Genomic DNA, 13,601 nt, shown 5'->3' with positions numbered 1-13,601 from the left:
CTGTGGAAAAAATTTCGTAGTTATTGAGTAATTCATCCGGGTGATCAAAAAAACAGAGGCAGTCATGAAAAACATCGATATCGGAAAAACCCTGTACACGGTAAGCGACTTTGTAGCTTGGGAGAAAAGCAATACCTTGGTATTGAGCCCAAGCTTTCAACGGCGCCTTGTTTGGAAGTCAGGGGCGAAGTCTTTTCTGATAGATACGATTCTCCGAGGGCTGCCTATGCCCATCATTTTTCTCCGAGATCAAAAGACCGACCTAAAAACGCTTCTAACTAAGCGCGAGGTGGTCGACGGACAACAACGCATTCGTACGATTCTTTCTTATGTGTATCCGGAAGGCCTGAGAAACTTTAATCAGCAAAAGGACGCATTCACAATCATGCGCGCTCACAGCAAAGAGTTAGCTGGATTGAATTTTTCCGAACTGAGTGAAGATTTACGCCAAAGAATTTTGGACTATCAATTCAGCGTTCATGTGCTGCCATCCAGTGTCGATGATCGCGAAGTACTGCAAATCTTTGCACGAATGAATTCAACTGGCGTGAAGTTAAATGACCAGGAGTTGCGCAACGCCGATTTTTCCGGGGAGTTCAAAACTCTCAGCTACGAAATAGCCGCAGAGTATTTGGAGGCTTGGCGTAGCTGGGGAATTTTTACGGAATACAACATAGCTCGTATGAATGAGGTTGAGCTAACAAGTGAATTATTTCTTTTAATGCTTAGAGGTATCTCTGGGAAAACGGCAACGGCGATTACTAACGTTTATTCGCAATATGATGAGAATTTTGAATCAGCGGATGAGGTCGAGAAACGATTTCGTCACGTATTTGAAATCATTGAATCCAAATTTGGGAAATCGCTCAATGTTCTCCCATATAAGCGAAAGACTCTTTTTTACTCATTGTTTGCAACGCTTTATCACTTTGCATACGGCATCGGCACACCGGTCTCCCAGAAAACGAAACCCGCAGGAATTTCCACAGCACAGATCTCGCGCATCAGAAAGTGTGCCGAGAGTATTGATGCCCGGTCGGCACCCGACAAAGTCATGGACGCGATTGCGCGTCGAACTACACATTTAAACTCTAGAAAAACAGTTGTTGAATACTTGACCAACGAAAAAATCTGACCGTATGCCAACTCCGGCCAGTGATATTTTTCTCACACTGCAACGTCGGTATATAAAGTTAGATCGAACTAGTAGTCGTGTAGGCCAACTTCATAGCGAGGGGAAAATTTCCGTCTTCGATGTGGAGCAAATTTATGCCGGCCTATACCTAGATGCTTTTGTATCTTTAGAACGATTTATTGAAGATCTATTTTTGGGGTACGTATCGGGCCTTGTCACTTCTCCTTCAACCGCTTCACATCCACTATTTCACATTAAACCTGCCTCAAAAGCTAAGGATGTGATGCTGGGGGGGAAAAGCTACATTGACTGGATTCCGTATGACTCAAACACGAAGAAGCGCGCAGGAGTTTTTTTTAAAAGAGACTCCCCTTTCGTCACTCTTTCGCGCTCAGAAGAGGCATTACTAGTCCAATTGCATCAAATTCGAAATGCGTTAGCTCATCGAAGCGCACATTCTCTAGACGTATTTAAGCGTCTTGTGATTGGAAATCTCCCAATACCGCCAAGGGATAGGCGTCCGAGTCGCTTTCTCTTAACGATATTTCGAGCAAATCCCTCCCAAACGCGGTTGCAGAACTATTTATTCGAGATGCTAACAATTGCCAGGCATTTGAGTTCCTAGTCGACTCGTATAGCGAACACCTCACCACGCCGCCGCACAATTAATCCAGTGCTGTGTACGTTCTCGCAATACCGCAAATCCAGCGACCTCAGCCGTCCCTCCCCTCTTGATTGCAACAGCTCAGCGCTGTAGCGCATGCAAATGCTTGCAATGCCTTCGTGAACTCATTTCACATAGATCGATTACCCCACAAGATACCAAGATAAAGTGGCGGGTGGCAGAGACAAGCGAGAGGGCATAGGGCTAACCATAAGTAAATCCGTCAAAGAACGAACTAGGCTAGAACTTCAGCAAATGATTCGCCCTGAGCGAGGAAGATTTTCTCTAGCGGTTGCATTTGAAATCCCGAGGATCACGATTTTTCTCTGTCGACACAACATTGATTGGCTTGTCCGCTTTGGCGCTTCCACTCTGAGCGACATGGGTATCTGGCGACGAACCTGAAAGTCATCAGATTGGAGGAGAGGGTAAATCCGACTTCAACCAAGCCCCCTGTATGAAGATAGTTGGAGTAAAAGTCCAATGTCACATTAGATAATTTCGTACCATTCAATACTAAATTGACTTGGGCCTTCAGTAGAACAAAGAATAACTAATGGGACGAAGCGCATGGCGCAATTTGAACTCTACCGATATCAATTGCTGCCAACATCTCAACAGCAACAACACCTCTTCGATTCCGAATTTTCAGTGGAAGAGATTCGCGAACAAAAAAATGAGTTCTTCTGGCGCATCCTGTTAGATTTTCGGCTCATTTCAAGCAAAGGCTATCCCATTCAGCAGAGAGTCCTACTGCAACAGGAGAACTGGTTCGTTGTAATGATTGCGCCTCCTCGAAAAATGTCGCGGGAAACACCGGATTTTCAGCGGGAGAGTCTCGATACGTGGCCTCACCTAACAGTATTTATAAATAACTCCCCCGATGTTCAGATCATAGGAATTTCTCGAAACCAAAGAGCATTTCAAACAACACACTCCGTCGTGAAATTGCTTCACCGATCCTTAGATGGTGCATTGAGACGACATGGATTAACGATTCAGGTGAAGGAGCAATTCGAAGCTACAAAATTCTGGGAATTGATGGATAGCTATCGCGGAAGAATCGGCCGAGTGAGATTTGAAATGGTTGCACCGAACATGGCAAACATTTCACATGTTCTAAAAATTGATCTCAAGAAACTGAACGCCGAATCAAACTGCCAGAAAGCAAATTTGGAATTGGAGGCTCTTCCAGGAACCTCTCTTGAAATTGATGGTCGTGATGAGATGGTTGCTAGTTGCGTTGAATACGCATCGCAGGGAGGTGGGGATATTTCAGTAAAAATTACTGGAATTAAAAAAGAAATCAGAACCTCTACACAAGTTAAAACAATCGAGATCGATGAGATGATTTTTCAAAGTACGGATGCAAAACTTCTAGAAGGACTCATCAGGAAATCGCTATCGTGATTAGGCTCTCTCGCAATTACTTTTGTTATCTCATATCCGCCATAGCGGCTGTAGCCTTGGTTTCTTGGACGGGATCAGCAATGGTGACCAAAGTTCTGCTGCCCAATCTAACCGCAATAGTTATTGGCCTTCTAGCAATTAATGTGCAGACCACCGCTGTTATCGCAGTGAAGCTACGTGAACTTCTCGACAAACACGGCGGTAGTGTTCGTGACTCAGTTAGTCAATGTCGATTGGCGTTAATAGAACAGGCGGTCTTTGTCATATTTTCATTGGTAGTGAATGTATTGGCCGACTCAACTAATCCCTTGGTTAGTCCGTATTTCGTGCAGACAGCAACCGTTTTCACTTTATTTGCTTCGCTTCATATTTTTTTAGACACTTCAGTTAGTCTCCTAGTCGCACTCTTTCCAGACTAGCAGCCTAGGTTATTTCTCACTCGCGCTTTAACCTTCATACGCCAAAATTCACCAAGAACAGCAACGTAATCCTCACGAACATACCCATGGTGAAGCTTCTCTGGAAAAAATGGGGCGCTGAACAGTAACGGATTTTGAGGCAGCCCCACACAACAACAACATGCCTCCTCCACCCACCTCCGTCGTCACCCACCGCTTGATCTGCTTCAACAAGCCGTATGGCGTGCTGAGCCAGTTCACGCCCGAAGGCCGCTGGCGCGGGCTCAAGGATTTCATTGACCTGCCCGGCGTCTATGTGGCCGGGCGGCTGGATGCCGACAGTGAAGGCCTGCTGCTACTGACCAGCGACGGCCAATTGCAGGCGCGCATCAGCGACCCGCGCTTCAAGATGCTCAAGACCTACTGGGTGCAGGTGGAGGGTGAGCCCAGCGACTCGGCGATGGCCGCGTTGCGCGGCGGCGTGCAGCTGAACGACGGCCTCACGCGGCCAGCCAACGCCGAGCGCATGGAGGCGCCGCCCGGCCTGTGGGAGCGTGAGCCGCCGGTGCGGGTGCGCAAGGCCATCCCGACCGTCTGGATCGCGCTGGGCATACGTGAAGGCCGCAACCGCCAGGTGCGGCGCATGACGGCCGCCGTGGGCCACCCGACCTTGCGGCTGATACGTTCATCCATAGGCCCCTATGCGCTGGACGGCCTGGCGCAAGGCGCCTGGCGCGAAACCGAGGAGCAGGCGGACGCCGGCTGAGCATTTCAGCAGATCGAAGGCAGGCGAGGCCATTGGAAACAAACTGAAACAGCACTCGTTTTGGTGAATTGTTGCCCTCCCATTCGACGGCCAAGCGCATGGCCGCCCGTATGATCGGCCGGTTCAAATTCAAAACTCAAAAAGGACGTTCCCCATGGCTGCTGCGCGCACGATCCACGCCGACCTCTGGCGGGTGTTTTTGCTGACCCTGGCATCGCTCTTTCTCATTCCGGCGGTCACGCTGGTTTTCACGCACTATGCGCTGCAGTCTGAGGACAAGGACTTCATTCAGCGCGTCACTTCCCAAATCAATGCCGCCAAAGACCTGACGCCGGCGCAGAAGGCGGATGAGATTGCGTTTTACGACACGCACAGGCTGTCGATGGCCTGCGCCGCCACCGGGCCGGAGAACCAGGTCTTTCACGACAAGGTGTGCAGCGCGTATTCCATGCACTGGTGGTTTCATTGGGCCGAGCGTGCCGCCTTCTGGACATTGATCCTGGGCGCCGCGCTGCTGGTGGCGGCCGGCGTGCTGGGCGCGCTGGCCTTTGTCAACCGCGGCCTGCGTTATGCGAGCTTTGTGGCGGGTTGGCGGCTCATGACCATTTCAAGCGCGGTGGAGGTCACCTTGCAAAGCGCCATGCTGGTGTGGCTTTCCTTCTGGCTCACGGCTTACTTCTGGCACAGCTACTACATCAAGCTGGTCGGCCTGGCCGGCATCATGGCGGCCCTGGCGGTTTTTTATGCCATCTACACGCTGTTCAAAAAATTGCCGTCGGGCAACACCATTGAAGGTGAGCTGCTGTCTGAAGCCGACGCCCCGCGCCTGTGGGATCGCATTCGCCAACTGGCGGGCCGCGTCAAGACATCCCCGCCGGACCAGATCATTGCGGGCATCGACAACAACTTTTTCGTGACCGAAGCACCCTGCACGGTGGCCGGCCAGACCGTGACGGGCCGCACGCTGTTTGTGAGCATCCCGCTGCTGCGGGTGCTGGACACCGCCGAGGCCGATGCCGTACTGGCGCACGAGCTGGCCCACCTGGGCGGCGGTGACACACGCAGCAGCGCGGCGCTGGGCCCCAAGCTCAACCAGTTTGACCTCTACACCTGGCAAATGCGCAGCGGCGGGCTGACCATCGTGGCCCACTACCTGCTGCGCCTGTACCGCATGGTGTTTGAGTTTGCGCTGGCACGCGACAGCCGCGAGCGCGAATACACCGCCGACCGTGTGGCCGCGAAGCTGACGGCGCCGCAGTCCATCGTGCAGTCGCTGATCAAGATCTCGGCCTACTCCAGCTACCGCAACACGGTAGAGCGCAAGCTGTTTGAGCAAGAGCAGCAACACACCGGCGCGCTGGGCATCGCCGGCTTTGTGGCTGAAGGCCTGCACCCTTATGCCAACTCAAGCGAGTTTGTGACGGCCATGAAAACCGCCGCCGTGCCGCACCCTTACGACACGCATCCGCCGCTGGTGGAACGCATGCGCAATGTGAACCACAAGGTGGCCGAAGACAGCTACGGCGCCATCGTGACCACCGTGCCCCAAGCCACCTGGGCCGATGAAATATCGACCGCCGCCGCCATCGAGCAGCGGCTGTGGACAGACTACGAGCAGCGTTTTGCCGCCGCGCATGAGCAAAGCCTGGCCTACCGCTATGAGCCGGCCAACGAAGAAGAGCGCGCCGTCGTGCTGCGCTACTTTCCGCCGGTGTCGTTTGACCTTGGCAAGGACAAGCGCATCGACATCAGCTATGAAGGCCTGCATGCCACGGCGGACGACGGCGTGCCGTTGTCATGGGACGAGGTCAAGGGCATGACCTTCAACAACAGCAGTTTTGGCAACACGCTCACCGTCACGCACTTCGACAAGGGCATGCTGGGCGCGCGCACCAGCACGATCAAGCTCAAGGGCCTGGGCAAGCAGGAAGAGCACTTCAAGGCGGTGCTGGGGAGCTACTGGCAGCGTCACCAGATCATGCGGGCGCAGCAAAAAGCCCAAGCCGCTGAAACCGAAACGGCCTGAAACACGCCTGAGATTGAAGAGCCGGCGAAAGCCGGCTGGCACTTCACTGGCTTTCAGCGCTTTTCTTTTTTCAAGCGCCCGGCCTTGTTCGCCATCAACAAGGCCACCCCCTCCACATCCGCCGCCGTCACCGGCGTGAACACAATCATGCTGAGCCCGGCCGCACTGTCGACCGGGAAGGACTGGTACTCGAGCGTGATGGGCCCGGCCGGCGCGCGCTCGATTTTCTTGACGCCGACGTAGTGGCTGCTGGTTTCGTTGTCGGCCCACAGCCGGCGAAAGTCTTTGCTGCCGGCCTGCAGTTCCTCGGCCAGCGCGGCCGCTTCGGGGCTGTCGCCGGCCCGCGCCGCGTCCACGCGAAAGGCGGCAATGGCAAAGCGCGCATTGGCCTCCCAGTCGGGCATGCCGCGCATAACCGGGTCGGTGAACAGGCGCCTGAGCAGGTTGCGCCCGCCGGGCGGCTGCGCGGCGTAGTCGCTCAGCACCGCTGCCGCCGCGGCATTCCAGGCCACGATGTCCCAGGTCAGTGTCTTCACGACGGCGGGGTGGGTGGGCATGCCATCGAGCACGCGCTGCAGGGCGGGCGGGACGGCCGCTGAAGCTGTGGGCTTGAGCGGCGGCGGCCGTTGCTGGGCCAGCAAAAACATGAACTCGCGGTCGGCCCGGTCCAGCGCCAGCGCGCCGGCCAGCCGTTCGAGCACCTCGTCCGACGGCGGGCCGCCGCGGCCCTGCTCCAGCCAGGTGTACCAGGTGACGCTCACATGGGCGCGCGTGGCCACTTCTTCACGCCGCAAGCCGGGTGTGCGGCGGCGGCTGTCCGCGCCCGGCGCGGGCGGCAGGCGCGCGCGGCGGTCGCGCAGGAAAGCGCCCAGCGTGAGGGGTGTCGCTTGTGCCGTCTGCGCCGCTTGCGCAGGCTGTGCCGACTGGGTTGCGGGGGTCGTCAGGGTGTTAGTGCTCATACCTGTATACGCTCACGGCTTTTTTAAATAGGGGTGGCGACGCAAGATGCGGGCTCATTGATTTTCAGGAGTTCAGTATGCGTGTTTTCTTGACCGGAGCCACAGGCTTCATCGGCTCAGCCATTGTGCAGGAGCTGCTTTCCGCGGGCCACGAGGTGCTGGGCCTGGCGCGCAGCGATGCGGCGGCCGACACACTGGCGCGGCTCGGTGCGCAGGCCCATCGCGGTGAACTGGCGGACACCGCCGGCCTGGCCGCCGCGGCCAGGGCCTGCGATGGTGTGATCCACACCGCTTTCATTCATGACTTTTCGGCACACGCCGCCGCCGCCGAGACCGACCGCCAGGCCGTCACGGCCATGCTGGACGCGCTTGAAGGTTCGGGTAAACCGTTGGTAGCGACATCGGTCACCGTGCTTGCGGCGCACGCCCACCCGGCGACGGAGGACATACCCGTGCCTGAAGCCTCGCCCAACCCGCGTGCGAAAGCAGAGGCCATGGTGCTGGCCGCTGCCGGCCGGGGGGTGCGCGCCAGCGTGGTGCGGCTGCCGCCCTCGGTGCACGGCGCGGGCGACTATGGTTTTGTGCCCATGCTGGTGCGTATTGCGCGCAGCAAGGGTGTGTCGGCCTTTATCGGCGAGGGCATGAACCGCTGGCCGGCGGTGCACCGGCTGGACGCGGCGCGCCTCTTCAGGCTGGCGCTGGAAAGCGCCCTGCCCGGCGGGCGCCTGCATGCGGTTGCCGAGGAAGGCCTGGCGCTGCGCACGATTGCCGAGGCCATAGGCGCGGGGCTGGGTGTTCCTGCGCGCGGCATCACGGCCGATGAAGCGCAAGGCCATTTCGACTGGCTGGCGCGCTTTGTGGCCACCGACAACCCGAGCTCAAGCGCCCTCACCCGCGCTTCTTTGGGATGGCAGCCACGGGAAGCGGACTTGCTGGCGGACATGCGGGACGGTGGCTATTTCAGCTGACGTCAGCTGAGAGTCAGTTGTGATTAGTTGAAACCAGTTGAGATCGGCAGGGGTGTGCGGTTTAATCACACCCATGCCAAGCCCGAACTTCAGCCCCGCGGCGGACCGCAACAAACAAGCCATCTTCGACGTCCTGCGCAAGGTCTTGCCGGGGCAAGGCAGCGCACTCGAAATCGCCTCCGGTACAGGCCAGCACGTCGCCTGGTTTGCGGCGGGCCTGCCGCAATGGACCTGGCAACCCACCGATGCGATACCGGCCGCACTGGGCTCGATCTCGGCCTGGGTGGCCGAGCAGGGATTGCCCAATGTGCGCACTCCCCGGGTGCTCGACGTCATGGCGCCCGAGTGGCTTCCGGGCACTGAAAAATTCGACCTGATTTACTGCGCCAATATGCTGCATATCTCGCCCTGGGCGACCTGCGCCGCGCTGATGCAAGGCAGCGCGCGCCACCTGGCGGCCAGCGGTGTGCTGGTGACCTATGGGCCTTACCTGGAAGACGACGTGCCGACTTCGGAAGGCAACCTGTCGTTTGACCAAAGCCTGCGCGCGCAGGACCCGGCCTGGGGCATCCGCCGCAGGGAAGAGGTGGAACAGGAGGCGGCACGGGCCGGCCTGCGCTTGAAAGCGCGGCATGCGATGCCGGCCAACAACCTGTTGCTGGTGTGGGGCCGGGCTTAGGTCCGCAGGATTTTTTCCATCGCTTTGCCTTTTGCAAGCTCATCAATGAGCTTGTCCAGGTAGCGTATTTTCTGCATCAGCGGGTCTTCGACCTCTTCGACACGGACGCCGCAGACCACGCCCTTGATCAGCGAAGCATTCGGGTGCATGGCCGGAGCCTGGGCGAAGAAAGTTTCGAAGTCGTTTTGCTGCTTTATTTGCCGATCCAGTCCCTTTTGGTCATAACCCGTCAGCCAGCAAATGATCTGGTCGACTTCTTCTTTGCTGCGGCCTTTGCGTTCGGCTTTGTGAACCAGCATCGGATAGACCTTGGCGAATGCCATCGAGAAAATCTTGTGTGCGGCCATCGTTTTTCCTTCTGTGGATGGCCTAGGCCTCCAGCGACGCTTTCAGGCGGCCCAGCGCCTGGTCCCACTGCTGGGCGATCAGGTCCAGCGAGCGGCGGGCCTCGTCGAGTTGCTGCGGATCAAACTGCCACAGCCGCTCGCGCCCGACCTTGACGTGGTGCACAAGGCCCGCATCGGCCAGCACATGCAGGTGTTTGGTCACGGCCTGGCGGGTGATGTCGGTGGTGGACGTTAATTGGGCTATAGACACGGCCCCGCCCACGCAGAGCACGGCCACCAGGCGCAAGCGGGTTTCGTCGCCCAGGGCGGCGAAGACGCCCGCGGGGCCGGGCTGGGGGGATGGGCTTGCTTGGCTTGCTTTAGGACTGCGAGGTGACATATTTCTGGATATTGACCAGCTGGCCTTCCCAGCCGCCGGTGTTCATGCGGATCGCGTCCGCGCGGCGGGCCGCCGGTATCTTGTCAAAGCCTGATTCGACCACGGTCAACAGCGTGCCCTTGCCCGTGTCTTTGAGCGTGAACTCCACCAGCGTGGTGGGCTCTTTTGAATAGTCGACGGCCGGGTCGACCGCATAGGGGTGCCAGCGGTAAGAAAACAGTTTTTCCGGCTCCATGCGCTCAATCAAGGCGTCGAACATCACGTGCCGATAGCCCTCAATGGTGATCTGGCCTTGCACCTGCTGGCCGGCGACGAACTTTTTTCCCTTGAGCGCCGCGCCGAACCAGTTGCCGAACTCCTCGGCATTGGTCAGCGCGCGCCATACCTGTGAAACAGGGGCGTTGATCAATGTGCTGCGTTCAATACGGTCCGTGGATGAAGTGGATGAAGTCATATGCAATCTCCTTGTTGCATGAATTGTGCATGGGCAAATACCGTAGCGCAACCATTTGATTGCATTAATTTGAAACCGTTTTCAACACCGTTCCGTCAAATGCAAGCAGATGCCATGCCCTCACCACATGGCGAAAATTGCATGCTAAATGCCTCATCGGCGCCTGCGCCAAGCCCTCTTCAAAGTGGTGTTCGCCTACACGGCTTGGCCCGCGCTGCGTGTCAAATAGAGGTGTCCGGCGTTTACCGCCCATCGCCCTTCGCCCTTCGCCTAACCCTGCAGGAGACAGCCATGCCCCAGTTCGCCATGATTACCGGTGACGTGACTTACACACCGGGTGACGGTACGCCGATTGAAATCCCGCGCGTGCGGGTGGAAGTCGCACTGGAGCCCGACAGCGCCACGCTGAGCTGGGACGCCGGCGACGGCGTGCGCGCCGTGACGGCCATTCCGCGCATCCAGTTCGACGACTATGTGAACGAGGGAAAAATCACCATGACGCCGCAATAATGGCGCCATGCATTCCCTTCCTTCACGCGCCCCCATCCCTTTATCCCTGACCCGCCGCTCGGCGCTGCTCGCCACCACAGGCTGGCTGGCCTTGCCGGCCTCGGGCCTGGCCGAAACGCCCTCCTCCGCCATCTGGCCTCGCGCCTCACAGGTGCCCGGCGGCGTGGCGCTGCTGCCGCTGGGCCCGGCGGCGCTGCGGCCCACAGCGTATGCGGGCGAAGTGCCCTTGCTGGTGCTGGGCGATGCGAGGGAATGGACGGCACTGGTGGGCATCGCGCTCTCGGCCCAGCCCGGCGAGGCCAGCATCACGGTGCAGGCCGCGGACGGCAGCCGGCGCGACATCGCTTACACGATAGCGCCCAAGCACTACAGCGAGCAGCAACTCAAGGTGGAGCCGCGCACGGTGGACCTGTCGCCGGAAGACCTGGCGCGCTATGAACGCGAGCGCGCGCACCAGGAGGCTGTGATGGCGATCTTCAGCGAACCCCTGCCGCAGGGTTCCTTGCGTATGCGCGTGCCGGTGCCGGGAAGGCGCTCCAGTTCCTTCGGGCTGCGGCGCATCTTCAACGGCCAGCCACGCAACCCGCACAGCGGCATGGACATCGCGGCCGCCACCGGCACACCGGTGCTGGCGCCGTTGCTGGCGCGGGTCATTGATACCGGTGACTATTTCTTTAACGGCAACACGGTGTGGCTGGACCATGGGGGTGGGCTTTTGAGTATGGTTTGCCATTTGAGTGCGGTGGATGTGAAGGTTGGCGACCTGCTCAAGACTGGCGAGCGGCTGGGGGCGGTGGGGGCTACCGGTCGGGTGACCGGGCCTCATTTGCATTGGGGCGTGATGCTTAACCGGGCGATGGTTGATCCGGCTTTGTTCTTGGTGGGTTGAGCTTGCCACGGCGTGTGGTCTTTGCTTGGTTCTGCTGGCCGGGGGTTGCCCGGCAGCAAGTAACTTTCTTTTGCTTCGCCAAAAGAAAGTCACCAAAGAAAAGGCGACCCGCAGTCTGGGTCCCCTGCGCTTCGCTACGGGGCAACCTGCGGTGCTCGAGCCAAGCGGGGTCCGGCTAAACTCGCTTCGCTCAGACAACGCCGGCCCTGATCCGCTTGTCTCTGCGCTCCTCGGCCCAGCCAGGACGGGGCAATCGGGATCGGGAGCGGGGACAAAATACAAAGAACAAACCAAGACAAACAAGGACTCGCCAAGGCGAGTCCTTGTTTCTTCAGGTATTCGCTATTGGTATTTGGCTGTTTGGTTTTCTTGTCCCCACCCCTTGTGGATGCGCCGAGGAGCGGAGGTTCAGGCGGATTAGGGATCGCGTTGTTTGAGCCGAAGGCGAGTTTAGCGAGACCCCGCCTGAATCGAGCACCGCAGGTTGCCCGTAGCGAAGCGAAGGGACGCAGCAACCAGGGTCGCCTTTTCTTTTGCTTACTTTTCTTTTGGCGAAGCAAAAGAAAAGTGAGTAGCCGCCGGGCTACCCCCGGCCAGCAACCCTCAGCAGAGAGAACAGGAGAGCGCGCAAGGCCGGCGCAAGACCCGGCATCTGGACACCCCTCTCTAACCCGTTAGGTCGCCCTCACTAGCCAAACCCGGCAAGATAAGCCCATCGTCAAAGCCTAACAAAGGAATTCCCATGAGCGCCAAAAACCTCTCCACCGTTGCCACCGACCTGATCGAGTCCTACGGCAATACCGCCCTCAACGTCATCCAGGCCTACCGTGCCGGCGGTGAGCGTGTGGTCAGCCTGCTGGAGCAGCGCTGGAACACAGCCCTGAAACAATCGCGCACCGAACTGACGGCCGAGACCGCGAAAAACGCTTCGGCCGCGCAAGCCGCCTTCAGCGCCTACTACACCAAGGGCTTGCTGCTGACGACCAACGGCGCCGAGCAGGTGGTGAGCCAGCTCGTGAAAGTGGCAGAAGCCGGCGTCGAACGCGCCGCTGCCAACGCCAGCCTGTTTGAAGAAAAAACCGGCGTGACCGCGCTGAACACCCTGGCCCAGGCCACCGCCCCCGGCGCCCTGGCTCTGAGCAAGCTGGCCGCGCAGATCGAGCAAAAGAGCGCCGCACTGGCCGGCAAGATTGCCGGTGAGCACAAGACCGCGGCCAAGCGCAGCACGGCTTTCCGCCGCGCCAAAGCAGCCTGATTCTTTTCGCTTGAAACAAAAACCCCGGCCGGCGCCATGCGCTGACCGGGGTTTTTTTATGCCTCAAGGTTTGGTAAGCCTTTGGTGTTTAACCGCGCGGATTGATCAGGCGTTCAACCTCATCACGCAGCGCGCTCAGCTGAGCGCGCAGGTCACGGCGCTCCTGCTGCGTCACCACGCCGTCGGAACGGTAAGCGGCCTCGCGGCGTTCAATGGCCTCCTCGCGGGCCTGCAAGCGGCCGGCTTCGCGCAGGCTCAGGCGGTGGCTGCGCACGCCTTCATCAATGCGCTGGCGGATGTTGAACTCCTGGCTGTCGATGCCGCCCAGCCTGTCGGCCGGATAGCCGACGGCGACGGTGCGGTTGTTGGCGATGGCGCGTTCGACTTCGGCGCTGAGCTGGGCCATGTCGGCGCGCAGTTGCTGGCGTTCCTGCGGCGTGACGCGGCCGTCGGCCTTGTAGGCGGCCTCACGGTTCTGGATATCGTTGTCGCGGCGGTACAGCAAACGGGCTTCCGAGGGCGTGATGCGGCCGGACTGCAGGCCCTGGCGTATGCGTTCGCTGACGGCCTGCTGCGCGTTGTCTATGCCCGGCGTTTGCGGAGCAGGCGCATACACCACCTGAGGCGGATAGGAAGGTGAATAAGGACCCGGCTGCGCCATGGCCGGCGCGGCGGCGAGGCCCGCGGCCAGCGCGGTGGCCAGAAGGGATGCGGTCAAGAGTTTCGATTTCATGGGGGCTCCTTTGCTCAATGAGTGAAGCA

Annotated in this window: 14 protein-coding genes; 9 read left to right on the top strand and 5 right to left on the bottom strand. The window is 58.7% G+C overall.

Going from position 1 to position 13,601, the window contains the following annotated elements; all coding sequences use genetic code 11:
• Nucleotides 1-64 precede the first annotated feature (64 nt).
• From AC1D0O_RS18040 to AC1D0O_RS18025, 4 genes are all read left to right on the top strand, one after another.
• The gene (locus AC1D0O_RS18040; RefSeq protein ID WP_477654877.1) at nt 65-1,135 is read left to right on the top strand and encodes a GmrSD restriction endonuclease domain-containing protein; all 1,071 of its coding nucleotides are present in this window, start codon (nt 65-67) and stop codon (nt 1,133-1,135) included.
• A 1,234-nt stretch (nt 1,136-2,369) separates the two neighbouring features.
• The gene (locus tag AC1D0O_RS18035) at nt 2,370-3,209 is read left to right on the top strand and encodes a hypothetical protein (protein WP_477654876.1); all 840 of its coding nucleotides are present in this window, start codon (nt 2,370-2,372) and stop codon (nt 3,207-3,209) included.
• A 579-nt stretch (nt 3,210-3,788) separates the two neighbouring features.
• A complete protein-coding gene (locus AC1D0O_RS18030) occupies nt 3,789-4,373 on the top strand; it encodes a pseudouridine synthase (RefSeq protein WP_477654875.1) in 585 nt (194 codons plus the stop codon).
• Between the two features lie 154 nt (nt 4,374-4,527).
• Nucleotides 4,528-6,399: a M48 family metallopeptidase gene (locus tag AC1D0O_RS18025; RefSeq protein WP_477654874.1), complete on the top strand. Its 1,872-nt coding sequence runs from the start codon at nt 4,528-4,530 to the stop codon at nt 6,397-6,399.
• Between the two features lie 53 nt (nt 6,400-6,452).
• Here the strand turns inward: AC1D0O_RS18025 and AC1D0O_RS18020 are convergent, their stop codons facing one another.
• On the bottom strand, nt 6,453-7,358 hold the full coding sequence (locus AC1D0O_RS18020) for a helix-turn-helix transcriptional regulator (RefSeq protein WP_477654873.1): 906 nt from the start codon (nt 7,356-7,358) through the stop codon (nt 6,453-6,455).
• 77 nt (nt 7,359-7,435) lie between these two features.
• Here AC1D0O_RS18020 and AC1D0O_RS18015 point away from each other — a divergent pair, with 77 nt between their 5' ends.
• Together AC1D0O_RS18015 and AC1D0O_RS18010 are read left to right on the top strand one after the other, a co-directional pair.
• Nucleotides 7,436-8,326, top strand: a complete 891-nt coding sequence (locus tag AC1D0O_RS18015) for an SDR family oxidoreductase (RefSeq protein WP_477654872.1) — start codon at nt 7,436-7,438, stop codon at nt 8,324-8,326.
• Between the two features lie 73 nt (nt 8,327-8,399).
• Nucleotides 8,400-9,005 carry a DUF938 domain-containing protein gene (locus tag AC1D0O_RS18010; RefSeq protein WP_477654871.1) on the top strand — a complete coding sequence of 202 codons (606 nt, stop codon included), beginning with the start codon at nt 8,400-8,402 and terminating at the stop codon, nt 9,003-9,005.
• Here the strand turns inward: AC1D0O_RS18010 and AC1D0O_RS18005 are convergent.
• The 3 genes from AC1D0O_RS18005 to AC1D0O_RS17995 are packed head-to-tail and all read right to left on the bottom strand — an operon-like array spanning nt 9,002 to nt 10,185.
• Nucleotides 9,002-9,352, bottom strand: coding sequence for a DUF2200 domain-containing protein (locus tag AC1D0O_RS18005; protein WP_477654870.1), 351 nt, complete (start codon nt 9,350-9,352; stop codon nt 9,002-9,004). The two genes, AC1D0O_RS18010 and AC1D0O_RS18005, sit on opposite strands and share 4 nt — an antisense overlap.
• Before the next feature lie 22 nt (nt 9,353-9,374).
• Nucleotides 9,375-9,731, bottom strand: a complete 357-nt coding sequence (locus AC1D0O_RS18000) for an ArsR/SmtB family transcription factor (RefSeq protein WP_477654869.1) — start codon at nt 9,729-9,731, stop codon at nt 9,375-9,377.
• The gene (locus AC1D0O_RS17995) at nt 9,712-10,185 is read right to left on the bottom strand and encodes an SRPBCC family protein (RefSeq protein WP_477654868.1); all 474 of its coding nucleotides are present in this window, start codon (nt 10,183-10,185) and stop codon (nt 9,712-9,714) included. The genes AC1D0O_RS18000 and AC1D0O_RS17995 overlap by 20 nt, the downstream gene beginning before the upstream one ends.
• A 291-nt stretch (nt 10,186-10,476) precedes the next feature.
• Between AC1D0O_RS17995 and AC1D0O_RS17990 the strand changes: the two genes are divergently transcribed.
• The 3 genes from AC1D0O_RS17990 to AC1D0O_RS17980 all read left to right on the top strand — a co-directional run bounded on the left by AC1D0O_RS17990 (nt 10,477) and on the right by AC1D0O_RS17980 (nt 12,839).
• Nucleotides 10,477-10,695: a hypothetical protein gene (locus AC1D0O_RS17990; RefSeq protein WP_477654867.1), complete on the top strand. Its 219-nt coding sequence runs from the start codon at nt 10,477-10,479 to the stop codon at nt 10,693-10,695.
• A gap of 7 nt (nt 10,696-10,702) precedes the next feature.
• Entirely contained in the window at nt 10,703-11,584 is an 882-nt protein-coding gene (locus tag AC1D0O_RS17985; RefSeq protein WP_477654866.1) for a peptidoglycan DD-metalloendopeptidase family protein, read from the top strand.
• 742 nt (nt 11,585-12,326) lie between these two features.
• Nucleotides 12,327-12,839, top strand: coding sequence for a hypothetical protein (locus AC1D0O_RS17980; RefSeq protein WP_477654865.1), 513 nt, complete (start codon nt 12,327-12,329; stop codon nt 12,837-12,839).
• An 88-nt stretch (nt 12,840-12,927) separates the two neighbouring features.
• Here AC1D0O_RS17980 and AC1D0O_RS17975 read toward each other — a convergent pair whose 3' ends face one another.
• Complete coding sequence (locus AC1D0O_RS17975; RefSeq protein ID WP_477654864.1) at nt 12,928-13,572, bottom strand: hypothetical protein; 645 nt, start codon at nt 13,570-13,572, stop codon at nt 12,928-12,930.
• Nucleotides 13,573-13,601: the final 29 nt, after the last annotated feature.

The sequence above is a fragment of the Polaromonas sp. P1_F2 genome (genome assembly GCF_056405735.1).
The sequence above is the reverse complement of the archived record's forward strand: the minus strand, read 5'-3'. Positions and strand labels throughout refer to the sequence as shown.

What these genes read in the sequence shown, in the direction of transcription:
- AC1D0O_RS18040 (WP_477654877.1), top strand. Translation starts at nt 65, where the DNA reads ATGAAAAACATCGATATCGGAAAAACCCTGTACACGGTAAGCGACTTT.
- AC1D0O_RS18035 (WP_477654876.1), top strand. Translation starts at nt 2,370, where the DNA reads ATGGCGCAATTTGAACTCTACCGATATCAATTGCTGCCAACATCTCAA.
- AC1D0O_RS18030 (WP_477654875.1), top strand. Translation starts at nt 3,789, where the DNA reads ATGCCTCCTCCACCCACCTCCGTCGTCACCCACCGCTTGATCTGCTTC.
- AC1D0O_RS18025 (WP_477654874.1), top strand. Translation starts at nt 4,528, where the DNA reads ATGGCTGCTGCGCGCACGATCCACGCCGACCTCTGGCGGGTGTTTTTG.
- AC1D0O_RS18020 (WP_477654873.1), bottom strand. Translation starts at nt 7,358, where the DNA reads ATGAGCACTAACACCCTGACGACCCCCGCAACCCAGTCGGCACAGCCT.
- AC1D0O_RS18015 (WP_477654872.1), top strand. Translation starts at nt 7,436, where the DNA reads ATGCGTGTTTTCTTGACCGGAGCCACAGGCTTCATCGGCTCAGCCATT.
- AC1D0O_RS18010 (WP_477654871.1), top strand. Translation starts at nt 8,400, where the DNA reads ATGCCAAGCCCGAACTTCAGCCCCGCGGCGGACCGCAACAAACAAGCC.
- AC1D0O_RS18005 (WP_477654870.1), bottom strand. Translation starts at nt 9,352, where the DNA reads ATGGCCGCACACAAGATTTTCTCGATGGCATTCGCCAAGGTCTATCCG.
- AC1D0O_RS18000 (WP_477654869.1), bottom strand. Translation starts at nt 9,731, where the DNA reads ATGTCACCTCGCAGTCCTAAAGCAAGCCAAGCAAGCCCATCCCCCCAG.
- AC1D0O_RS17995 (WP_477654868.1), bottom strand. Translation starts at nt 10,185, where the DNA reads ATGACTTCATCCACTTCATCCACGGACCGTATTGAACGCAGCACATTG.
- AC1D0O_RS17990 (WP_477654867.1), top strand. Translation starts at nt 10,477, where the DNA reads ATGCCCCAGTTCGCCATGATTACCGGTGACGTGACTTACACACCGGGT.
- AC1D0O_RS17985 (WP_477654866.1), top strand. Translation starts at nt 10,703, where the DNA reads ATGCATTCCCTTCCTTCACGCGCCCCCATCCCTTTATCCCTGACCCGC.
- AC1D0O_RS17980 (WP_477654865.1), top strand. Translation starts at nt 12,327, where the DNA reads ATGAGCGCCAAAAACCTCTCCACCGTTGCCACCGACCTGATCGAGTCC.
- AC1D0O_RS17975 (WP_477654864.1), bottom strand. Translation starts at nt 13,572, where the DNA reads ATGAAATCGAAACTCTTGACCGCATCCCTTCTGGCCACCGCGCTGGCC.